At 62.8% G+C, this 20,465-nt stretch carries 20 protein-coding genes and 1 riboswitch; of the genes, 13 read left to right on the top strand and 7 right to left on the bottom strand.

Annotated features, from left to right (window positions below):
* From ACNFBR_RS19980 to ACNFBR_RS19970, 3 genes are all read left to right on the top strand, one after another.
* Nucleotides 1-474: a WbuC family cupin fold metalloprotein gene (locus tag ACNFBR_RS19980; protein WP_416736451.1), complete on the top strand. Its 474-nt coding sequence runs from the start codon at nt 1-3 to the stop codon at nt 472-474.
* 51 nt (nt 475-525) lie between these two features.
* Entirely contained in the window at nt 526-996 is a 471-nt protein-coding gene (locus ACNFBR_RS19975) for a hypothetical protein (RefSeq protein ID WP_416736450.1), read from the top strand.
* A gap of 68 nt (nt 997-1,064) precedes the next feature.
* Complete coding sequence (locus ACNFBR_RS19970) at nt 1,065-1,355, top strand: PA4642 family protein (RefSeq protein WP_051095858.1); 291 nt, start codon at nt 1,065-1,067, stop codon at nt 1,353-1,355.
* A 165-nt stretch (nt 1,356-1,520) separates the two neighbouring features.
* On the opposite strand, the gene mqo is transcribed toward ACNFBR_RS19970, so the two are convergent.
* Entirely contained in the window at nt 1,521-3,029 is a 1,509-nt protein-coding gene (gene mqo / locus ACNFBR_RS19965; protein WP_416736449.1) for a malate dehydrogenase (quinone), read from the bottom strand.
* A 600-nt stretch (nt 3,030-3,629) separates the two neighbouring features.
* Complete coding sequence (locus ACNFBR_RS19960; RefSeq protein ID WP_416736448.1) at nt 3,630-3,863, bottom strand: hypothetical protein; 234 nt, start codon at nt 3,861-3,863, stop codon at nt 3,630-3,632.
* Nucleotides 3,864-4,008: 145 nt separating this feature from the next.
* Here ACNFBR_RS19960 and ACNFBR_RS19955 point away from each other — a divergent pair, with 145 nt between their 5' ends.
* Entirely contained in the window at nt 4,009-4,593 is a 585-nt protein-coding gene (locus ACNFBR_RS19955; protein WP_416736447.1) for a YajG family lipoprotein, read from the top strand.
* Nucleotides 4,594-4,656: 63 nt separating this feature from the next.
* Here the strand turns inward: ACNFBR_RS19955 and ACNFBR_RS19950 are convergent, their stop codons facing one another.
* On the bottom strand, nt 4,657-4,863 hold the full coding sequence (locus ACNFBR_RS19950) for a hypothetical protein (protein WP_416736446.1): 207 nt from the start codon (nt 4,861-4,863) through the stop codon (nt 4,657-4,659).
* Between the two features lie 159 nt (nt 4,864-5,022).
* Between ACNFBR_RS19950 and ACNFBR_RS19945 the strand changes: the two genes are divergently transcribed.
* Nucleotides 5,023-5,283, top strand: a complete 261-nt coding sequence (locus ACNFBR_RS19945; protein ID WP_012270506.1) for a hypothetical protein — start codon at nt 5,023-5,025, stop codon at nt 5,281-5,283.
* 34 nt (nt 5,284-5,317) lie between these two features.
* On the opposite strand, the gene ACNFBR_RS19940 is transcribed toward ACNFBR_RS19945, so the two are convergent.
* Entirely contained in the window at nt 5,318-6,487 is a 1,170-nt protein-coding gene (locus ACNFBR_RS19940; protein ID WP_416736445.1) for a 1-acyl-sn-glycerol-3-phosphate acyltransferase, read from the bottom strand.
* Nucleotides 6,488-6,609: 122 nt separating this feature from the next.
* On the opposite strand from ACNFBR_RS19940, the gene ACNFBR_RS19935 reads away from it, so the two are divergent.
* From ACNFBR_RS19935 to ACNFBR_RS19920, 4 genes are all read left to right on the top strand, one after another.
* Nucleotides 6,610-6,792: a CPXCG motif-containing cysteine-rich protein gene (locus ACNFBR_RS19935; RefSeq protein WP_416736444.1), complete on the top strand. Its 183-nt coding sequence runs from the start codon at nt 6,610-6,612 to the stop codon at nt 6,790-6,792.
* Nucleotides 6,792-7,052 carry a putative signal transducing protein gene (locus tag ACNFBR_RS19930; protein ID WP_012270509.1) on the top strand — a complete coding sequence of 87 codons (261 nt, stop codon included), beginning with the start codon at nt 6,792-6,794 and terminating at the stop codon, nt 7,050-7,052. Before ACNFBR_RS19935 ends, ACNFBR_RS19930 begins: the two co-directional genes overlap by 1 nt.
* Before the next feature lie 15 nt (nt 7,053-7,067).
* The gene (locus ACNFBR_RS19925) at nt 7,068-7,688 is read left to right on the top strand and encodes an SOS response-associated peptidase (protein WP_416736443.1); all 621 of its coding nucleotides are present in this window, start codon (nt 7,068-7,070) and stop codon (nt 7,686-7,688) included.
* A gap of 76 nt (nt 7,689-7,764) precedes the next feature.
* On the top strand, nt 7,765-8,583 hold the full coding sequence (locus ACNFBR_RS19920) for a M48 family metallopeptidase (RefSeq protein WP_416736442.1): 819 nt from the start codon (nt 7,765-7,767) through the stop codon (nt 8,581-8,583).
* Nucleotides 8,584-8,734: 151 nt separating this feature from the next.
* Here ACNFBR_RS19920 and ACNFBR_RS19915 read toward each other — a convergent pair whose 3' ends face one another.
* The 3 genes from ACNFBR_RS19915 to ACNFBR_RS19905 form a co-directional block, all read right to left on the bottom strand.
* Complete coding sequence (locus ACNFBR_RS19915) at nt 8,735-9,319, bottom strand: TMEM165/GDT1 family protein (RefSeq protein WP_416736441.1); 585 nt, start codon at nt 9,317-9,319, stop codon at nt 8,735-8,737.
* 88 nt (nt 9,320-9,407) lie between these two features.
* Nucleotides 9,408-9,547: riboswitch (yybP-ykoY riboswitch) on the bottom strand.
* 39 nt (nt 9,548-9,586) lie between these two features.
* Nucleotides 9,587-10,585, bottom strand: a complete 999-nt coding sequence (locus ACNFBR_RS19910) for a methyltransferase (RefSeq protein WP_416736440.1) — start codon at nt 10,583-10,585, stop codon at nt 9,587-9,589.
* Between the two features lie 53 nt (nt 10,586-10,638).
* Nucleotides 10,639-11,604, bottom strand: a complete 966-nt coding sequence (locus ACNFBR_RS19905; protein ID WP_416736439.1) for a 2-hydroxyacid dehydrogenase — start codon at nt 11,602-11,604, stop codon at nt 10,639-10,641.
* 313 nt (nt 11,605-11,917) lie between these two features.
* On the opposite strand from ACNFBR_RS19905, the gene ACNFBR_RS19900 reads away from it, so the two are divergent.
* The 4 genes from ACNFBR_RS19900 (at nt 11,918) to ACNFBR_RS19885 (ending at nt 20,345) form a co-directional block, all read left to right on the top strand.
* Nucleotides 11,918-13,600 carry a fatty acid--CoA ligase gene (locus ACNFBR_RS19900; protein ID WP_416736438.1) on the top strand — a complete coding sequence of 561 codons (1,683 nt, stop codon included), beginning with the start codon at nt 11,918-11,920 and terminating at the stop codon, nt 13,598-13,600.
* A 331-nt stretch (nt 13,601-13,931) separates the two neighbouring features.
* Nucleotides 13,932-15,818 (top strand): DUF1302 domain-containing protein, encoded by a 1,887-nt coding sequence (locus ACNFBR_RS19895; RefSeq protein ID WP_416736437.1) that lies wholly within the window; start codon nt 13,932-13,934, stop codon nt 15,816-15,818.
* Nucleotides 15,819-15,843: 25 nt separating this feature from the next.
* Nucleotides 15,844-17,208, top strand: a complete 1,365-nt coding sequence (locus ACNFBR_RS19890) for a DUF1329 domain-containing protein (RefSeq protein WP_416736436.1) — start codon at nt 15,844-15,846, stop codon at nt 17,206-17,208.
* Nucleotides 17,209-17,627: 419 nt separating this feature from the next.
* Nucleotides 17,628-20,345, top strand: coding sequence for a LuxR C-terminal-related transcriptional regulator (locus tag ACNFBR_RS19885; protein WP_416736435.1), 2,718 nt, complete (start codon nt 17,628-17,630; stop codon nt 20,343-20,345).
* Nucleotides 20,346-20,465 lie beyond the last annotated feature (120 nt).

The raw sequence follows: 20,465 nt of genomic DNA, 5'->3' as shown, positions 1-20,465 counted from the left end.
ATGCGCCAGCCTGCGTTCATCGACCAATCGCTGTTCGCCGGGCTGGCCGAAAAGGCTGCGGCCAACCCGCGCGGGCGGCAGCACCATAATTTCCATGAAATGGAGGAGCCCTGCCACCGCATGGCGGTCGGGCTGCAGCCGAGCACCTACATTCCGCCGCACCGGCACCTGAACGACGACAAGGCCGAGGCCCTGATCGTGCTCAAAGGCCGCTTGGGCTTGCTGATCTTCGATGAGCAGGGCGCAGTGACCGACAAGCGGGTGCTACAGGCAGGCGGTGACTGCTTGGGTGTCGACCTGGCGCCTGGTACCTACCACGGGCTGGTGGTGCTGGAGCCGGACAGCATTCTGTTCGAGTGCAAGGCCGGGCCGTATCGACCAGTGGGCGAGGGCGAGCATGCGCACTGGGCGCCGCGTGAGGGTGAAGTGGGCGTGGCCGAGTACCAGGCCTGGATGCACGCGCAGTTCGATTGATGCGGCCTGCAGCCGGCATGCTAGAGTGCTCCTTCATACAAGGAGCCTCACATGCGTGCGATTCTTCCCCTCCTGCTGGCCGTCAGCCTGCCACTCGCCGCTGCACCACTGCACAGCCAGTTCCTGCCTCCCGATGATCAGTCCCTGCGCCAGGAAGCGCCGACCAGCCAGCAATTGCTGCAAGTGACCGACTATTCGGTGGTGGTAGGCGCCCAGCGCCAGTCCGACCAGCAACCGATCCCGATCACGTCGTCGCTGCAGGTGCGCTTGAAGGGCAAGCCGCTGAGCAAGGGGGCGACCATCGCCCAGGTGCTGCTGACGTTCGACGGTGAAGCTGCCAAAAGCCTGAAGAAGCCCGTGTATGACGATAAAACCCGTACCCTTAGCCTGAATTATCCGGTCAGTGATTACCGGGTGGTCATGGACTTGTTGCGCAACGAAACCCTGTATGTGCAGTTTCTCACCTACGGCAACGGCCACATCTGGGCCGACCTGCACACCGGTACCGTACGTACGCGTTGAGGCGCGCGGCCTGCGGGGGGTAAACTGCCGGCCTTCGAAATTCCGTGATGGTCCAGTTGGAGTCGGCAATGCGTAAAGACAAGAAACAGGTAATCGGTGACGAAATCAGCGACGACTACATCAAGTCGTTCCTTCAGTTCGAGCCGGCCGATGGTGTGACCTCGCCGTCGCTGCACAAGCTGGTCAAGGCCTACCGCGGCCTGCGCGTGGACGATTTCGAGCGCTTTGTTGGCTTCTTCGTCGAGGCTGGCCTGGACCTGGATGGCAAGGACGAGCACGGCAAGACCTTCGTCGAGCAAATTGCCGACCAGCGCAATGCACCGGAATACATCGAGATCATCGATAACGCCCGCGGTTGATCTCAAACCTGGACTGGCCCCTTCGCGGGCATGCCCGCTCCCACAGGAATTGCACAGAACCTGAGGTGTGGGAGCGGGCATGCCCGCGAACAGGCCGGTACAGGTTTGATGAAATGCCAGGCACAAAAAAACGCCCCGAGGGGCGTTTTTTCGTTACCGGTCGGTTCAGGCGTAATGCTTGGCTGCCGGGCTGCTTTCCACCAGTTCCAGCGCCACGTCGTTCTCGGCACTGATCTTGTGGTACAGGGCGGCATCGGTTGCCAGGGTCTTCTCGCGCGCCGGGAAGATTTCCTTGAGCTTGGCAGCCCAGGCACCTTTGGCCTGCTCGGGGAAGCAGCGCTCGATCAGTTCCAGCATGATCGACACGGTCACCGAAGCGCCCGGCGATGCGCCGAGCAGTGCGGCCAGGCTGCCGTCCTGGGCCGAGACCAGCTCGGTACCGAACTGCAGCACGCCGCCCTTTTTCGGGTCTTTCTTGATGATCTGCACGCGCTGCCCCGCCACTTCCAGGCGCCAGTCTTCGGCCTTGGCCTGCGGGTAGAAGCGACGCAGGGCTTCCAGGCGTTGCTCCATGGACTGCATCACTTCGCTGACCAGGTACTTGGTCAGGTCCATGTTGTCGCGGGCCACGGCCAGCATTGGGCCGATGTTGCCCATGCGCACCGACAGCGGCAGGTCCATCAGCGAACCGTGCTTGAGGAACTTGGTGGTGAAGCCAGCGTAGGGGCCGAACAGCAGCGAAGTCTTGCCGTCCACAACGCGGGTATCCAGGTGCGGTACCGACATCGGCGGGGCACCTACGGCGGCCTGGCTGTACACTTTGGCCTGGTGCTGCTTGACGATCTCCGGGTTGTCGCAGCGCAGCCACTGGCCGCTGACCGGGAAGCCGCCGAAGCCTTTGCTTTCCGGGATGCCGGACAACTGCAGCAGCGGCAGGGCCGCGCCGCCGGCGCCGAGGAAGACGAAGCGGGCGTCGACTTCACGGCTGCCGCCGCTGTTGACGTCCTTGATGCTCACGGTCCAGCCGCTGCCGTTACGGCGCAGGCCGACAACCTTCTTGCTGTACTTGACCTGCGCGTCCGGCGAGTCGCCCAGCAGTTTCAGCAGCTTGTTGGTCAGTGCGCCGAAGTTCACGTCGGTGCCTTTGGCCACGCGGGTAGCGGCGATGTGCTGGTCGGCCGGGCGGCCAGGCATCATCAGCGGCATCCAGTCGTTCATCACGGCCTTGTCTTCGGTGTATTCCATGTCATGGAAGGCGTGGTGCTGCTTGAGCAGCTCGAAGCGCTTCTTGAGGAAGGAAACACCCTTGTCACCCTCGACGTAGCTCAGGTGCGGGACCGGGTTGATGAAGGCACGCGCCGAGCCGAAGTTGCCCTTCTTGCTCAGGTAGGCCCAGAACTGGCGCGAAACCTCGAACTGGGTGTTGATGTGCACGGCCTTCTTGATGTCGATGCTGCCATCGGCGGCCTGCGGCGTGTAGTTCAGCTCGCACAGGCCGGCATGGCCGGTGCCTGCGTTGTTCCAGGGGTTGGAGCTTTCCGCGGCTCCGGAGTCCATCGCCTCGACGACCTCAAGCTTCAGGGTCGGGTCAAGCTCCTTGAGCAGTACGGCCAGGGTGGCACTCATGATGCCCGCGCCTACCAGTACTACATCAACCGATTCGTTCTGCGCCATTTAACGCGTCTCCACAATCTACAGCTACCTAATTGACAGCATAGGACCTGGGTTCGCCAGGGTCGCCATGTCCGACTTTTCGCAGTTCTTGCAACTTCCGCGGACACCGCCAATCAGTCTTCGGGTTCGTGTATTGAACGCCGTTTGCCACAGGTGCGGCAATTCGACTTATGGTCAAGGTGTCGTGCGTGCGTTATGGAACGGTTCAGACACTCATACGGGATGAGCGCATCTGCCGTCTGTTCAGGGCTGTTCGGGACACATCTGCCGCTTTTGCACATGCCAGACTGTTCATTTGCTCGCCACACTCTTGTGAAGTTGTGAAAACCGTTTTTTCACGCTCTTTTGGAGACGTGAACCTCAAAAGGGGACTGCGCGATGGCAACCCGCAGGTTCATGCAGTGTGAAGGGCCGGAAAAGCAGGCACGACAGCCGATGCAAGACCTGAGTGGAAGGCTCTCTGTGGGCGAAGCGGTGAAGTTGCCGGGGTCAATCGGCGAGTGCGGGGCCCGATCAGGAGACGTCCTTATAATCGGGGGGAGATTATAGCGATGTCGCGGGCAGAAATGTCGCCATTCGTGGTTTTTATTGCAGCGTTTGTCAGGCCGCGAGGAGGCGTTGGTGCCAACGGCGGCTTGCACGCGCGCAAACCCGGGCGTCGGCGGGCAGCTCGCGGCCCAGCCAGGCCAGCTGAATTTCACTGACCTGGACCCAGCCGCTGCCGCTGGGCACCTGGCTGCATTGCTTGAAGGCCAGGCATTTGCCTTGGGCGTCGAGGCGGGCGTAGGCGTTGTGGCGCGGGCGTTGGAAGAGCAGAGTCCAGAGCGAGGCCATGGCGGCGAGTCCTTTGTGCTAGGGCTTGGCGCAAGGATAAGGGCATGGCCATGAAACGATTGTGACAAGCGAGGCAGGCCGATGACTGGTCTGTGCCTGGCTAGGTATACTGTGGGCCTTTGCCGCATTTTCTGGAGAAACGCGCATGTTGCAACGTCTGTTGTTCGGTTTGATCGCCGTGGCCAGCCTCAGCCTGGTCGGTTGTGCCCACAGCCCGCAACAACTCAACCCGCAACCCACGCTCAAGGCCCAGCTTGCCCCGGTCGGCCATGGCCAGCCGGTGGTGGTCCGGGTAGTGGATGGCCGGCCTTCGCAGTCCCTGGGTACCCGTGGTGGCATGTATCCCGAGACCAGCACCATCAGCGTCAGCGGTAACGACGTTGTGCCCAAGCTGCAGGCTCAAGCTGAAGCCGCGGTGCGCCTGCTCGGCTTTACCCCGACGCCGAACGCCTACAACGCGCCACAGCTGACCGTGACCCTGGCCGAGCTGAAGTACCAGTCGCCCAAAGACAACCTGTACGTGACCGAGGCCACCATCGGTGCCACCTTCCGTGCCGACGTGCGCAATGGCGGCCGCAGCTACAGCGGCCGTTACGGTGCGTCGCTGGACCAGCGCTTCGGCATGGCGCCGAACCAGGACACCAACACCCAGCTGGTGGGCGATGTGCTGAGCGATGCCCTGACCCGCATGTTCAAAGACCCGACCATCGGGCAGGTGCTGGGCCAGTAAGCGTTCAGCAGCAACAAAAAACCCGCTGCCTGTGTGCCAGGCAGCGGGTTTTTTATTGCAGGTTCAAGCGGCTTCTATGTGGAAGTCCAGCAAGCTGAACCCGGTTTCGGCATGCACCTGCGGCAAGTCTTCATGCGCATGCCCACCCAGCGCACAGTAGACCAGCCACTGGCGGTCCTGCACATTGATGGCGAAACCGTCGATCAGCGCCTGTTGTTCGTCGCTCTGGGCAACGAGGTAGAGGCGGTCCTGGTTTTCAGCGTGCAGCATGACAAGCTCCGGGTCATTGAAAGGCCGACAGGGTGGCCTGTTCTGATGACGAGCGGATGACAGATGAAATTTAATGACAGTTTGTCGCCAAGGCCGGGCGACGGGGTGCGACTTGGGTAGAATGCGGGCCTTTGCCGTCGCTCACACCGAGGTTGCGTGATGTCCTTGCAAGTGCTCTGGGGGTTTCTGGCCGCCCATCCCACCAAGCTGATCAACCTGCTGGCGCTGCTGCTGACCTGCCCGGGCGGGTTGCTGCTGCACAGTGCACGGCGGCGCGAGGCCGAGACTCGCGAATACATGGCAGTGGACGAAGGGGTAGTGGACGCCTTCGATCTGCGGGTGCCACGTTACTTCTACATTCTCGGCTTTTCGTGCCTGGCGATGGCGCTGTTGTTGTCCTGGTTCAGTACCTGGGTCTGAGAAATTGGGGCCGCAACGCGGCCCCGGCAATCCTTCAGGCTACTGGGGCCTGTTGCCTGACTTGATACTGGTTACGCACCGGCGTCGCATACTGCAACACCAGGTAAGGCCGCTGCTCTTCAGGGCAGGCATCCAGACGGCGCTGCCATTCTTCCTTGGCTTTTGCCAGCTCGTCCGCCGGGAACACTTTTTCGGCACTGGGCACCTGCAGGGCCTCGTCCTTGCCTTCCCACATCGCATACGCCAGGTAATGCACCGGGAACAGCCGGTAGCCACCCAGAATTTGCCGGTCGATCTCCGCCGCCAGCTGCTTGGTGTCTTCGTGGTACTCGGTCACCGGCGGGGCGAAATTGATGTGCACCCGGCCCTTGTAGCCGGTAATGCCCTTGGCGATGCTGTTGTCGTCCTCGCCTGGCGCCTTCTTGTAGGTGCCGGTGGTGGCGCGGATGTACAGCTCGCGGGCCTTGGCCTGGTCGCAGGGGTCGTATTCGTAGCTGATCGATACGGGAATCAGGTTCAGGCTCTGGATCACTGCACCGAACGGCTCGTCCTTGCGGCTCATGTGGAACATCTTGAGGATCGCCGAGTCGGTGCGGTCATCACCGTCCTTGGCCCGGCCTTCTGCCTGGGCGATCCAGATCGACGTGGCATCGTTGCGGATCGAGTGGTTGATGTAGGCCGAGAGCAACTGGTAAGCCGCCAGTTTTTCGCGCCGGCCGCTGATCGAGCGGTGCACGATGAAGCTTTTGTTCAGGCGCATCATGTCGCTGACAAAGGGCTTTTGCAGCAGGTTGTCGCCAATGGCGATGCGCGGCGTGGGCAGGCCGGCGTGGTACACCGCGTAGTTGACGAAGGCCGGGTCCATGACGATGTCACGGTGGTTGGCCAGGAACAGGTAGGCGGTGCCGGCCTTGAGTTGTTCCACGCCCGAATAGGTGACGCCGTCAGTGGCGCGGTCGATGGTCCGGTCGACGTAGTACTCGACTTTGTCCTGCAGGGTGGAAACGCAGGTGACGCCGGCGAATTCCTTGCGCAGGCGGCGGGCAATCAGCGGCTTGAGCAACCAGCCGAGAGCACCGGCCGCACGCGGGAAGCGGAAGTGGGTGAGGATATCGAGGAATGCCGGGTCGCTGAGCAGGCGTGCCAGAACGGCAGGGACCTCAGCGTCGTCGTACGGTCGGATGGCATCGAATTCGCCCATCATGCTCTCTTGTTGGAAACGGCTAGGGTAATAAGGTAGGGGCGGGCTCCGAAAAACGGCTCGGACGCACACAGGCCCTGTAAACAGACCGGCAATTATACGCATAAGTCACCCCGGAGGCCGCGATGCTGGAAACTGCGATCTACGATTGCCCTTATTGTGGCGAAGAAGTCGAAACCACAGTGGACCTGTCCAATGGCGATCAGGAGTACATCGAGGACTGCCAGGTGTGCTGCAAGCCTATCCGTTTCGTGCTGCAGGTGCATGGCGAGGAGTGGATGCTGGATGTCTTTGGTGAGAATGACTGATGCGGCGGATCTATGAACCGGAAAACCTTCTCGAAGCCGAAATGCTGGTCGGTATGTTGGCCAGTGAGGGCGTCGACGTGCAGCTGGTGGGCCGTGATTTGATGGGCGGCGTGGGCGAGCTGCCGCTGCAAGGCCTGCTCGGGCTTGCGGTGGCGGATGAGCAGGCCGAGTACGCACGGCAACTGATCGATGCGTACAATGATGCCCAGCCACTGGTTGGCGACGAGCCGGAGAGTTTCCCCGGTACCCTGATCTGCTAGGTTCTGAATTCGCCCATGTGTGGACGTTATGCCCTGTTTCGCTGGCCCCAGGCCCTTGCCAGTCTGCCGGGCTTTCCCGTTGGTCAGCCGGCCCAATGGAATATCTCGCCCGGGGCTTCGGTGCTGATCCAGCGTCAGCTCGACGGCCAACAGCAACTGGCCAAGGCGCGCTGGGGGCTGACCCCGGCCTGGCTCACCGACCTGTCCCGCACCCCTGCCCACGCCCGCGCCGAAACCCTGGCCGAGCAGCCAATGTTTCGTGAGGCATTTCGCCAGCGGCGCTGCCTGATGCCGGCCAACGGCTTTTACGAATGGCGTGGCAGTGTGCGTAAACGCCCGTACTGGCTGACTCCGGGGGAGGGCGCGTCGTTGTACTTCGCGGCGGTGTGGGAAGCCTACCCGGTGCAGGACCAGGTGTGGCTGAGTTGCGCGGTGGTGACCCAGGCGGCCATGAACCAGCGTCGGCCGCTGATTCTGGATGAGGGCGGGCAGGCGGCCTGGCTTGACCCGGACACGCCGATTGCCCGCCTGCACGAGCTGCTGGCCAGCCCCCCGGCCCAGTTGCGCGAGCGGGCTTTGGCCAATTTCGTCAATGACCCGAAGCTGGATGCGCCGGAGTGCCTCACCCCGGTTTGATAAATCTTCCCTGTGGCTATGGCAGCCAGTGGCGACTCGGCCTAGGATACGCCGCATGTGGATAGGGAGTGTTTTCATGCGTAAGTCTTTTGTCGTCAGCCTGCTGAGTGCTGGCATCCTGCTGGCCGGCTGCCAGGCGGTGAATACCACCAGCGGCGGTGCTGTGGGCGTCGAGCGCCAGCAGTACATGTTCAGCATGCTGTCGACCGATGAGGTCAACCAGATGTACGCCCAGTCGTACCAGCAGACCTTGGGTGAGGCCTCGAGCAAGGGTGTGCTGGACAAGACCAGTGCCGAAGCCAAGCGTGTGCAGGTCATTGCCAACCGCCTGATCGCCCAGGCGCCCAAGTTCCGCCCGGATGCCGCGCAGTGGGACTGGCAAGTCAACGTGATCAAGAGCGACGAGCTCAACGCCAACTGCGGCCCAGGCGGCAAGATCATCGTCTATACCGGGCTGATCGATCAGCTCAAGCTCACCGATGCGGAAATTGCCGCGGTGGTGGGGCACGAGATTGCCCACGCCCTGCGTGAGCATAGCCGCGAGGCCATGTCCAAGGCGTACGGTGTGGAGATGGCCCGCCAGGGTGCCGGTGCCATCTTCGGTCTTGGCCAGAGCAGCATGGCCATGGCCGACACCGTGGTGAATTACGCCATGACTTTGCCCAACAGCCGGGCCAACGAGAACGAGGCCGACCTGATTGGCCTGGAGTTGTCGGCGCGTGCCGGTTATGACCCGAATGCCGCGATCACCTTGTGGAACAAGATGAGCAAGGCTTCCGAGGGTGCGCCGCCTGAGTTCATGAGCACTCACCCAGCGTCCGAAAGCCGCATTGCTTCGCTGCAGGCGGCGATTCCGAAGGTAATGCCGCTGTATCAGGCCGCGGCCAAGCCGTAAGACTAAGTTTTCGGTTTGCGCGGTCCCATTGTAGGAGCAGCCTTGCGCTGCGAAGAGGCCGGTAAGGGCAGTCCATTTTTTGGGGCCCTTACCGGCCTCTTCGCAGCACAAGGCTGCTCCTACAGGTTGTGTGTCAGCCTGTGATTTTTGCTTAACCCACCCAGCCACTGGCCTTCATTGCCGAGTACACGGCTACGATCGCCAGTACGAAGAACGCCGTGGCCGCCAGGCGACGAATCAGCGTCAACGGCAGTTTGTCTGCCGCGAAGTTACCCGCCAGAACCACCGGCACGTTGGCAATCAGCATGCCCAGCGTGGTGCCGAGGATGACCATGATCAGGTGTGGGTACTGTGCCGCCAGCATTACCGTGGCGACCTGGGTCTTGTCACCGATTTCGGCCAGGAAGAACGCAATCAGCGTGGTCAGGAACGGCCCGAAGCGGCGTGCCGGGTTCTCGTCGTCATCCATCTTGTCTGGTACCAGGGTCCACAGCGCAGTGGCGGTAAAGCTGGCGGCCAGGATCCAGTGCAATGCCGACTCGCTGAAGAAGCTACCGAACCAGGCACCCACGGCACCGGCCGCGGCATGGTTGGCCAGGGTGGCGGCGATGATGCCGGCGATGATCGGCCACGGCTTGCGAAAGCGAGCAGCGAGAATGAGCGCGAGCAGTTGCGTCTTGTCGCCAATCTCGGCGAGGGCAACGATAGCGGTGGGGACCAACAGAGATTCCAGCATCAGGATTCCTACGGGGGCGGGTCGACACGGCTATGACACGTACAGCCTCCCCGCCCCGGGTAAGGTGTGCGTGTCATAGGTCTTGTCAAACCCTGGATCCGTCTGTGCGGATCTTGCCATGCAGGCTGGCATGGTGGGTCGCACGCGCCATGGTCTGTGGACCAAGTATGTTGACGCGTACCGGGCGAGCTGGGTGCTCGCGGGAGACTACTCCCCTAGGACGGTGCGGATTCTGCCTAGGCAAAACGCTTTCGGCAAGCGCTGTTTTTATCCGTGCGTTGCCTGGTAGATGCGAAAACCATCGGCCTCGTCGCGTACCTGGCAGTTGCCCAGTGCCCCTTCGATCAGCGGCTGGTAGCGCAGGAAGCTGTTGGCCACCAGGCGCATTTCACCACCTTTTCGCAGATGAACGGCCGATTTTTTCAGCAAGTTCTCCGAGGCCTGGTAGTTGGTATGCACACCGGTGTGGAAGGGCGGGTTGCTCAGGATAAGGCTCAGCTCAGTGGGGGCTGCGTCAATGCCATCTCCGCTGATCACTTCGCCTTCCAGGCCATTGGCCGCCAGTGTCAGGCGGCTGGCGGCCACGGCGAAGGCATCCACGTCCAGCAGGGTCACCCGGCTTTGTGGGTACCGACGCTTGAGCGTGGCTCCCAGTACCCCGGCACCGCAGCCAAAGTCCAACATGTGACCGCTGGGCAGGCCGTCGAGGTGCTTGAGCAGCAGGGCGGTACCTCGATCGAGGCGGCCGTGGCTGAATACCCCAGGCAGGCTGACCACCTGCAGCGGGCCGTCTTCCAGGGCCAGCTCGAAGCGCTCGGCCAGGCTTTCCAGCGATTTTGCCTGGGGTGCCTGGTCGATGGTCACTTGCCACAGCTGGCAATGGCGAGCGCTGTCGAGCTTGCGTGGTTTGCCAAAGGCCTGCAGCTGCTTGGCCGCCCCTTCGATACCCCCGCGTTTTTCACCCACCAGGTACAACTCGCGGCCGGCCAGGCGCGACGCCAGGGCGTTGAGCAAGTAGGCGGCCAGCTCGCGGGACTTGGGCAGGAACAGCACGGCGCTGTCGAAGGCTACGTCGGGCGGCTCGACCGCGTAATGGCTGCGCCCGGCAAAGCGGCTGTCGAGCATGGCTTGATCGCCGGCATGCCAGGTCCAGGCCTGGGCCTGGGGCAACTGGCCGAGCAGGTCGTCGGCGGGGGCGCCAGCGATCAGCAGCGGCCCCTGGAACAGCTCTGCCTGGCGGAGCAACACTTCACTGCGCGGGTCCATGGACGACGCCTCCTGAAAAAAGTGGCGCAGTGTAGCAGAGGCGGGCGCCGGGCTCAGCTGACCACGCGGCGTGGCTGGCCGGCGAAGAAGGCCTGGGCGTTCTCGCTGAGCTGGCCGACGATGCGCTGGCGCGACTCCACCGCGCCCCAGGCGCTATGAGGGGTGATGATCAGGCGCGGGATGCCGGGTTCGAGCAGCGGGTTGCCGTTGACCGGTGGCTCCACGCTCAGAACGTCAGTGGCTGCGCCGCCCAGGTGGCCATTGCGCAGGGCGTCGGCCAGCGCCTGCTCATCGATCAGGCCGCCGCGGGCGGTGTTCACCACCAGTGCATTGGGTTTGAGCAGGGCCAGTTCACGGGCACCGAGCATGTGCCGGGTGTGCTCGTTCAGCGGGCAGTGCAGGGTCAGGGCGTCGACTTGCGGCAGCAACTCGTCCAGTGGCAGCCGGTCGGCGCGCTCCGGGCGGCCGGGAATCTGCCCGCTCAATACGCGCATGCCGAAGGCTTCGGCCAGCCTTGCCACTGCGCCACCCAGCTCGCCGTGGCCGAGCAGGCCAAGGGTTTTGCCTTCCAACTCGACGATGGGGAAGTCCAGCAGGCAGAACTGGCTGGCCTTGGCCCACTGGCCGCTGGCCACTGCCTGGTTGTAGTCGCACAGGCGGGTGGCCAGGGCCAGCAGCAAGGCAAGGGTGTGCTGAGCGACGGACGGCGTGCCGTAGCCCTGGCAGTTGCACACGGTGATGCCTTGGGCGCGTGCTGCTGCCAGGTCGACATTGTTGGTGCCGGTGGCGGCCACCAGGATCAGCTTCAGTTGCGGGTTGGCGGCCAGGGTCGCGGCGTCGAGCATGACCTTGTTGCTGACCACCGCGACTGCGCCCTGCAGGCGCTCGGCGACCTGGTCCGGGCGGGTGGCGGCGAACAGTTCGAACGCGTCGAACTGCTGCTTCAGGGGCGAGAGGTCGAGATCGCCAAGGTCCAGGGACTGGTGATCGAGAAACACGGCGCGACGCGGGCTGGGCATAGGGTTCTCCGGAGACGGGGCGGGAAAGGGTAGTTGTGGCCCTTCGCGGGCACGCCCGCTCCCACAGGTACCCCACAACTCCGGCGTTTGGTGGTTTACCTGTGGGAGCGGGCGTGCCCGCGAAGAGGCCCTTGGCTCCAGCGCAAACCCTGAAGCTTTCAGCGCAGTGTCTAGCCCGCGGTGACCGCCCGTCAACGCCCGCCACTCATACCTCTGGCAAGCAAATCATTCCTTCGGCTGATTTAGCCGTCACATTGGCGAACTACAGTGGTTACCACATTTGTCCGGCTCGCTTTTCAGAAAAGGGATACCCATGCTGCAGACCCGCATCATCAAGCCCGCCGAGGGCGCCTACGCCTACCCACTGCTGATCAAGCGTCTGCTGATGTCTGGCAGCCGCTATGAAAAGACCCGAGAAATTGTCTACCGCGACCAGATGCGGCTGACTTATCCACAGCTCAACGAGCGCATCGCGCGCCTGGCCAATGTGCTGACCGAGGCCGGGGTAAAGGCCGGTGATACCGTGGCGGTGATGGACTGGGACAGCCACCGCTACCTGGAATGCATGTTCGCCATTCCGATGATCGGTGCCGTGGTGCACACCATCAACGTGCGTCTGTCGCCCGAGCAGATCCTCTACACCATGAACCACGCCGAAGACCGCGTGGTGCTGGTCAACAGCGACTTCGTCGGCCTGTACCAGGCTATCGCCGGGCAGCTGACCACCGTCGACAAGACCCTGTTGTTGACCGATGGCCCGGACAAGACCGCCGATTTGCCAGGCCTGGTCGGCGAGTATGAGCAGCTGCTGGCGGCCGCCAGCCCGCGCTACGACTTCCCGGACTTCGACGAGAACTCGGTGGCCACCACCTTCTACACCACCGGCACCACCGGTAACCCCAAGGGTGTGTATTTCAGCCACCGTCAGTTGGTGCTGCACACACTGGCCGAGGCCTCGGTCACCGGCAGTATCGACAGCGTGCGCCTGCTGGGCAGTAACGACGTGTACATGCCGATCACCCCGATGTTCCACGTGCATGCCTGGGGTATCCCCTACGCTGCCACCATGCTTGGCATGAAGCAGGTGTACCCCGGGCGCTACGAGCCGGACATGCTGGTCAAGCTGTGGCGCGAAGAGAAAGTCACCTTCTCCCATTGCGTGCCGACCATCCTGCAGATGCTGCTCAACTGCCCGACCGCCCAAGGGCAGGACTTCGGCGGCTGGAAAATCATCATCGGCGGCAGCTCGCTCAACCGCTCGCTGTACCAGGCCGCGCTGGCGCGTGGCATCCAGCTGACGGCTGCGTATGGCATGTCGGAAACCTGCCCGCTGATCTCCGCCGCGCACCTGAATGACGAACTGCAGGCCGGCAGCGAGGATGAGCGTGTCACCTACCGCATCAAGGCCGGTGTGCCGGTGCCACTGGTCGAGGCGGCGATTGTCGATGGCGACGGTAACTTCCTGCCGGCAGACGGCGAAACCCAGGGTGAGCTGGTGCTGCGTGCGCCGTGGCTGACCATGGGCTACTTCAAGGAACCGGAAAAAAGCGAGGAGCTGTGGCTAGGTGGCTGGCTGCACACCGGTGACGTCGCCACTCTCGACGGCATGGGCTATATCGACATACGCGACCGCATCAAGGATGTGATCAAGACCGGTGGCGAGTGGGTTTCCTCGCTCGACTTGGAAGACCTGGTCAGCCGCCACCCGGCCGTGCGCGAAGTGGCGGTGGTGGGCGTGGCCGATCCGCAGTGGGGTGAGCGCCCGTTTGCCCTGCTGGTGGTGCGTGACGGCCATGCCATCGATGCCAAGGCGCTGAAGGAGCACCTCAAGCCGTTTGTCGAGCAAGGTCACATCAACAAGTGGGCGATTCCAAGCCAAATTGCCGTTGTTACTGAAATTCCCAAGACCAGCGTCGGCAAGCTCGACAAGAAACGCATTCGCCAGGACATCGTCCAGTGGCAGGCCAGCAACAGTGCGTTCCTTTCCACCCTGTAACCGCTGTGCGGGTCGCGTGCGTCAGAACGCGACCCGCATACTAGACGGCTTGGCGCCTTGCCAAATGGCAGAAATGCGCCATCCTTGAGCACTGCCAGCACGCAATCGGGACAAATAGCAGCGAGTTGGCGGCATGGAGCGCAAATCACACTTTAGAGGGATCAAGCGCCTGTGCCTTGCTGGCTATAGTCGGGGCCAGGGGATTTTCAGGAATGGGGGAGGGCGACACGCGCAAGCCGTGTCGCCGCGGGTGAAAACCTGCAAACCGGTCGCTCGGGCCGTTCTTGAAAGGACTCACTGCCATAACAATAAAGTACATGGAGTAGCGTCGATGAAATCTGCAAACCTGTTCTGGCGCCGGGCCAAGTTGCCCTTGGCCGTCAGCCTTGCTTCCACGCTCGCAAGTCCTGCTTTCGCTGTCAGTTTCAACATTGGTGAAATCGAAGGCCAGTTCGACTCGTCGCTCTCCATCGGCGCCAGCTGGTCGACGGCCAACCCCAACAAGAACCTGATCGGGGTGAACAACGGCGGCAAGGGCCTGTCGCAGACGTCCGACGATGGCCACCTGAACTTCAAGAAGGGCGAAACGTTCTCCAAGATCTTCAAGGGCATCCATGACCTTGAGCTCAAATACGGTGATACCGGCGTGTTCGTGCGCGGCAAGTACTGGTACGACTTCGAGCTGAAGGACGAAAGCCGCGAGTTCAAGGACATCAGCGACTCCAATCGCAAGGAGGGCGCCAAGTCGTCCGGCGCCGAGCTGCTCGACGCCTTCGTCTACCACAACTACTCCATCGGCGATCAGCCGGGTTCGGTGCGCTTCGGCAAGCAGGTGGTGAGCTGGGGTGAAAGTACCTTCATCGGCGGCGGCATCAACTCGATCAACCCCATCGACGTGTCGGCGTTCCGCCGCCCAGGGGCCGAGATCAAGGAAGGCCTGATCCCGGTCAACATGTTCTACATCTCCCAGAGCCTGACCGACAACCTGTCGGCCGAGGCCTTCTACCAGCTTGAGTGGGACCAGACGGTCGTCGACAACTGCGGCACCTTCTTCTCGCAGCCGGACATCATTGCCGACGGCTGTACCGACAACTTGCGCGTGCTCAACAGCAGCCGCACGGTGCCGGGTGCGGCCCAGCAGTTCCTCGCCACCCAGGGCGTGAACATCAACGAAGAGGGCGTGATGGTGCGCCGTGGTGCCGACCGCGACGCCCGCGACAGCGGGCAGTTCGGTGTGGCCATGCGCTACATGTTCGAGCCGCTGGACACCGAATTCGGTGCCTACTTCATGAACTACCACAGCCGTGCGCCGATCTTCAGCGCCACCGGCGCCCCGGCTTCGGTGTTCTCCGGAATTGCCGGCCTGCCGGCACAGTTGCGAGCCCTGGCCCCGTTGATCGTGGCGGGCAATTCGCAATACTTCGTCGAATACCCGGAAGACATTCGTCTTTACGGCCTGAGTTTCTCCACCACCTTGCCTACCGGCACGGCATGGAGCGGTGAGATCAGCTATCGGCCCAACGCGCCTGTGCAGTTGAATACCACCGATATCCTGTTTGCCGGTGTACGCCCGCTGGGTGGCGCACTGACCAACGCTTCGCTGCTGTCTGGCACGCCGGGCCAGGACCTGCACGGCTATCGCCGTAAAGAGATCACCCAGTTCCAGACCACCTTGACCCACTTCTTCGACCAAGTGATGGGCGCTAGCCGCATGACCGTGGTGGGCGAAGTGGGTGTCACTCACGTCGGCGGCCTGGAGAGCGCGCACGAAACCCGCTACGGCCGCGACCCGGTGTTCGGCCCTGGTCCATTGCCGTCCACAGGCGGCGCGGATACTTGCCAGGCCCTCAACGCCAGCACCATCGCCGGCGCCGGTGCTGGGGCATCCACCACCAACCTGAACCGCAAATGCGAGAACGACGGCTACACCACCAGCACTTCCTGGGGTTATCGCGCTCGTGTCATCTGGGATTACAACGACGTGTTCGCCGGGGTGAACCTGAAACCGAGCGTGGCCTGGTCGCATGATGTGTCCGGCTACTCGCCGGGCCCGGGCGCCAACTTCGAGGAGGGCCGCAAGGCTGTGAGTCTGGGCCTGGACGCCGAGTACCAGAACACCTACACGGCGAGCCTGTCGTACACCAATTTCTTCGACGGCAAGTACAGCACCGTGGATGACCGCGACTTCGTCGCCCTCAGCTTCGGCGTGAACTTCTAAGCAAACAGATCCAGGACGACACGACATGAACAAGACCAGAAGTCTGCTGCAAGCCGGTGTGCTGGGCCTGTCCCTGCTGGCGACCAGCGTCATGGCTGCGGTATCCGCTGACGAGGCGGCCAAGTTGGGTAGCACCCTGACCCCGATGGGGGCGGAAAAAGCCGGCAATGCCGACGGCTCCATCGGCCCGTGGGAGCCGCTGTCGAAGACGGCGGGCAGTGTCGACGGCAAGGGCTTCCTGTCCGACCCGTACGGCAGTGACAAGCCGCTGTTCACCATCACTGCGCAGAACGCCGACCAGTACAAGGACAAGCTCTCGCCAGGCCAGCTGGCCATGCTCAAGCGCTACCCGGACACCTTCAAGATTCCGGTATTCAAGACCCATCGCGGTTCCACGGTACCTGCCGACGTGTTTGCCGCCATCAAGGAAAACGCCACCAAAACCACCTTGGTGGAAGGCGGCAACGGCCTCAACAACTTCCGCACGGCGGTGCCGTTCCCGATCCCGAAAACTGGCCTGGAAGTGATCTGGAACCACATCACCCGCTACCGTGGCGGCAGTGTCAGCCGCCTGGTGACCCAGGCCACGCCGCAGCAGAACGGCTCGTTCAACCCCGTGTACTTCTCCGACCAGTTCGTGTTCCGCGACAAGATGAAGGATTACGACCCGAACAACCCGGGCAACATCCTGTTCTACTTCAAGCAGGAAGTGACCGCGCCTGCACGTTTGGCAGGGACCGTGCTGCTGGTGCACGAAACCCTCGACCAGGTGAAGGAGCCGCGCAAGGCGTGGATCTACAACGCCGGCCAGCGCCGCGTGCGCCAGGCGCCGCAAGTGTCGTATGACGGCCCGGGTACCGCTGCCGATGGCCTGCGTACCTCGGACAACCTGGACATGTTCAACGGTGCTCCAGACCGTTATGACTGGAAGCTGGAAGGCAAGAAGGAGCTGTACATCGCGTCGAATGCCTTCAAGCTCGATGACCCCAAGCTGAAATATGCCGACATCATCAAGGCCGGGCACATCAACCAGGACCTGACCCGTTACGAGCTGCGCCGCGTCTGGCACGTGGTCGCAACCCTCAAACCGGGCCAGCGGCACATCTATGCCAAGCGTGACTTCTACATCGATGAGGACACCTGGCAGGCTGCAGTCATCGACCAGTACGACGGCCGTGGCCAGCTCTGGCGCGTGTCCGAGGCCCACGCCCAGCCTTATTACAACGTGGAGGTACCGTGGTACACCCTGGAAGCCATCTACGACCTGCAGTCCGGTCGTTACCTGGCCCTGGGCATGAAGAACGAAGAGAAGCGCGCCTACGACTTCGGTTTCAGTGCCAGCAAGGCCGACTTCCAGCCAGCGGCGCTGCGCCAGTCGGGTATTCGCTAAGCTGAACCCGGTTAACGCCGTGTGATCCCCAGAACGCCCCGGCTTGCCGGGGCGTTTCTATTTTCTGCTCCGGCGATGATTTCAAGACAAACCCAAGCCCTGTAGGAGCAGCCTTGTGCTGCGAAGAGGCCATTGCAGTCGAAGGTAATCTTTAGCCGGACCGGCCTCTTCGCAGCACAAGGCTGCTCCTACAGGCCCTGCACTGGCCTTGAGCGCTGTGCAACGCCTGTGGGCGCGGGCAATAAATCTGCTGAATACCCATCCAAAGCCCCCCAGCAGCCGCTGTCCATCAGTCATGTTGCTTTTTGTCGCAGTCTTTTCCGGGGCAATTGCGCCCATTATCTTCAAATGCGCCGCGTTACCCGCTAGTCTCGCAAGCATCCATACCGCCGTAGTCTTCCAACCAGAACGAGCCGGCCATGACAGATTTGTCCCGTATGCATGGATTCGCCAGCCAGGCCCTGGGCCTGCTGGACGGGCGTTTCTTCCGGCCACCGCTGCCGGACGGCCATGTGCCGCGGCTGCGCCTGTGCCATAGGCTTCAGGCGGGCCTGGGCGGGCGTTTGCTGCTGGTCAATGCTCCCGCGGGCTTCGGCAAAAGCTCCCTGGCCATCGAGTTTTGCGAAGCACTGCCCGAGCACTGGCGCAGCCTGTGGCTGGGTCTGAGTCAGCGCGATGCCGACCCTGGCCGCTTCCTTGAGCGCCTGCTCGAAGGCCTGCAGCAGTACTGCCCGGCGCTGGGCGGCCAGGCCATGGGGCTGCTGAAAATGCGCCAGCGCCACCAGCCATTCGCCTACGAAGAGTGGCTCGACGGCTTGCTCGACGAGCTGGCGTTGTACCTGCAAGCCGATACTCCGTTGCTACTGGTGCTGGACGACTATCACTTGGCCCAGGGGCCGGTGCTTGACCGCTGCCTGCAATTTTTCCTCAATCACCTGCCCCCTGGCCTGGTGTTGCTGGTTACCAGCCGTCAGCGGCCAGACTGGCACCTGGCACGTCTGCGCCTGTCACGGCAGTTGGTCGAGCTCAACGAACAGGACCTGCGCCTCACTGCGGAAGAGTCGCTGGCAGTGATTGGTCGCCAGCCCACCGGTCTGCGCGGCCAGGCTTTGGACAACCTGATCCAGCGCAGCGACGGTTGGGTCGCCGGTTTGCGCTTCTGGCAGTTGGCGGCCAGCGACAGCGCTGACGACCAAGCCTTGCCCCAGGCACTGCACGGCGGCGAGGGCCTGATCCGCGACTACCTGCTCGAAGAAGTCATCGACATGCTGCCCGCGGACGTACAGGCTTTCTTGTACGAAACCGCCTGCCAGGAGCGTTTCTGCGCTTCACTTTGCGATGCGCTGCGTGGCCGCCACGACAGTGCCACGATCCTGCGCTTCCTGCAGGCGCATCAGGTGTTCCTGGTGCCGTTGGACGAGCATGGCCACTGGTTCCGCTATCACCACTTGTTCTCCGACCTGCTGCGTAGCCGCCAGGCCAGCGAGCCGCTAGCCGGCCTGCACTTGCGGGCCTGCCGCTGGTTCGAAGCCCAGGGTCTGCTGGACGAGGCGGTGGAGCAGGCCTTGCGCGCCGGCCATCTGGATGTCGCCGCCGACCTGGTGCAAAGCTTGTCCGAGGAGCAACTGCTGGCTGAACAGAACGTTGGCATGTTGCTGCGCTGGAAGATGGACCTGCCCGACAGTTTGCTGATCAGCACGCCACGACTGATCGTGCTGTACAGCTGGGCGTTGGGCCTGGCTTGCCAACTGGATGCGGCCGAGGAGCTGGCCGGTTACCTCAGCCGCTTCCTGCCCGCACCTTCGGCGACTGCGCAAAAGTCGATGCTGGCCCAGTGGCTGGCACTGAGCGGGGTCATTGCCCGTGGCCGTGGCGACCGCGAGCGCACCCTGGCCTATTGCGGCGAAGCGCTACAGAGCCTACCAAGCAAGCGTTACGGCCAACGCCTGGTGTGTTTGTCGACGCTTTCCAACCTGGCCATCGCCGATGGCGACTTCTGGCGGGCCCGCGGTTGGAACCGCGAAGCCCTGGAACTGGCTCAGCGGGTCGGCAACCCATTGTTCGAGGCGCTGGCCCATTACGATCGGGCGCGGGTGCTGCATGCCCGTGGCGAGGTGCTGCGTGCGTTGGACGAAGTGCGCCAGGGGCTGCAACGTCTGCAAGGGCTTTCGGCGCAACGGCTGTATGCCGTGCGCGCGCGCCTGACGCTTTACGAAGGTTACCTGCTGGTTTCACGCCTGCAGCCGGCCCAGGGCCGAGCGCGCTTGCGTGCTGGGCTGGGCGAGGCGCGGGCTTGCCGGGACATCAGTGTGCTCATCGGCCATTGCGTGATTGCCACACTCGATGGCCGGGAAGGGCACTTTGCCGAGGCCTTTGCCGAATTGGCCGAGGCCGAGCGCTTGATGCATATCTGGGACGTGCCTCCGGTCTATTACCTGGCCATGATCACCTTGGTCAAATGTGAACTGTGGCTGGCCCAGGGGCGTACCGACCTGGCGGAGTCCTGGCTGCTGCGGCTGGGGCAGACCTATGGCGGCGAGCAGCCGGCAGCGGCACCGGAGTTCCACCCGCTGCTGCCGTTGCACATTGCCTTGCAGCAGGCGTTGCTCGAACGTATCCAGTTGCGTGGTGACGAGGCTGTGCAACGCCTGGCAAGCCTGGTAGAGCGCGGCCAGGCCAGTGGCGGCATGATGCTTACCGTCAGCGCCCTGTGCCAATGGCTTTCCCTGCTGCTGGACGAAGGCCGGGAAGGGCAGGCCGCGCAGTTGCTGCCAGGCTTGCTGGAGGCCGCTAATGGCGGGGTGCTACAGCCGTTCCAGACACTTTTGGAAAAGCACCCGCAATGGCTTCATGAGCAACTGCAGGCGGGCACGGCTTGCCCGGTTCAGACCGAACTGCTCATGCGCCTTCCGCCAATGCCAATCGCCAGTACAGGCAGCGGCGAAGCACTAAGTGGCCGCGAGCTGGCGGTACTGGAGCTGATTGCCCAGGGCTGTTCCAACCAGCAGATCAGCGAGCGGCTGTTCATTTCCCTGCACACGGTGAAGACCCACGCCAGCCATATCAACAGCAAGTTGGGCGTGGAGCGGCGTACCCAGGCGGTGGCCAAGGCGAAATCGCTGGGGTTGCTGGCGTGATACTGGCCCCGCAGGCCATTGCTCGCTAAAGTGATGGCCTGAGGCCATGGTTTGTGGCTGGTAATGCTCTACCCTCATCTTTCCCGACCGGCTGCCGATACAGCAATCGGTGGCATCGCC

Source organism: Pseudomonas sp. NY11955 (assembly GCF_048068035.1).
Classification (GTDB): domain Bacteria; phylum Pseudomonadota; class Gammaproteobacteria; order Pseudomonadales; family Pseudomonadaceae; genus Aquipseudomonas.
Note: the sequence above shows the minus strand (reverse complement) of the source record. Positions and strands in the feature narration are given on the sequence as shown.

Coding starts and splice junctions, on each gene's coding strand:
- mqo (WP_416736449.1), bottom strand. CDS start 3,029: ATGGCGCAGAACGAATCGGTTGATGTAGTACTGGTAGGCGCGGGCATC.
- ACNFBR_RS19930 (WP_012270509.1), top strand. CDS start 6,792: ATGCGGCGGATCTATGAACCGGAAAACCTTCTCGAAGCCGAAATGCTG.
- ACNFBR_RS19900 (WP_416736438.1), top strand. CDS start 11,918: ATGCTGCAGACCCGCATCATCAAGCCCGCCGAGGGCGCCTACGCCTAC.
- ACNFBR_RS19905 (WP_416736439.1), bottom strand. CDS start 11,604: ATGCCCAGCCCGCGTCGCGCCGTGTTTCTCGATCACCAGTCCCTGGAC.
- ACNFBR_RS19890 (WP_416736436.1), top strand. CDS start 15,844: ATGAACAAGACCAGAAGTCTGCTGCAAGCCGGTGTGCTGGGCCTGTCC.
- ACNFBR_RS19980 (WP_416736451.1), top strand. CDS start 1: ATGCGCCAGCCTGCGTTCATCGACCAATCGCTGTTCGCCGGGCTGGCC.
- ACNFBR_RS19925 (WP_416736443.1), top strand. CDS start 7,068: ATGTGTGGACGTTATGCCCTGTTTCGCTGGCCCCAGGCCCTTGCCAGT.
- ACNFBR_RS19970 (WP_051095858.1), top strand. CDS start 1,065: ATGCGTAAAGACAAGAAACAGGTAATCGGTGACGAAATCAGCGACGAC.
- ACNFBR_RS19895 (WP_416736437.1), top strand. CDS start 13,932: ATGAAATCTGCAAACCTGTTCTGGCGCCGGGCCAAGTTGCCCTTGGCC.
- ACNFBR_RS19945 (WP_012270506.1), top strand. CDS start 5,023: ATGTCCTTGCAAGTGCTCTGGGGGTTTCTGGCCGCCCATCCCACCAAG.
- ACNFBR_RS19955 (WP_416736447.1), top strand. CDS start 4,009: ATGTTGCAACGTCTGTTGTTCGGTTTGATCGCCGTGGCCAGCCTCAGC.
- ACNFBR_RS19975 (WP_416736450.1), top strand. CDS start 526: ATGCGTGCGATTCTTCCCCTCCTGCTGGCCGTCAGCCTGCCACTCGCC.
- ACNFBR_RS19935 (WP_416736444.1), top strand. CDS start 6,610: ATGCTGGAAACTGCGATCTACGATTGCCCTTATTGTGGCGAAGAAGTC.
- ACNFBR_RS19940 (WP_416736445.1), bottom strand. CDS start 6,487: ATGATGGGCGAATTCGATGCCATCCGACCGTACGACGACGCTGAGGTC.
- ACNFBR_RS19885 (WP_416736435.1), top strand. CDS start 17,628: ATGACAGATTTGTCCCGTATGCATGGATTCGCCAGCCAGGCCCTGGGC.
- ACNFBR_RS19960 (WP_416736448.1), bottom strand. CDS start 3,863: ATGGCCTCGCTCTGGACTCTGCTCTTCCAACGCCCGCGCCACAACGCC.
- ACNFBR_RS19915 (WP_416736441.1), bottom strand. CDS start 9,319: ATGCTGGAATCTCTGTTGGTCCCCACCGCTATCGTTGCCCTCGCCGAG.
- ACNFBR_RS19920 (WP_416736442.1), top strand. CDS start 7,765: ATGCGTAAGTCTTTTGTCGTCAGCCTGCTGAGTGCTGGCATCCTGCTG.
- ACNFBR_RS19950 (WP_416736446.1), bottom strand. CDS start 4,863: ATGCTGCACGCTGAAAACCAGGACCGCCTCTACCTCGTTGCCCAGAGC.
- ACNFBR_RS19910 (WP_416736440.1), bottom strand. CDS start 10,585: ATGGACCCGCGCAGTGAAGTGTTGCTCCGCCAGGCAGAGCTGTTCCAG.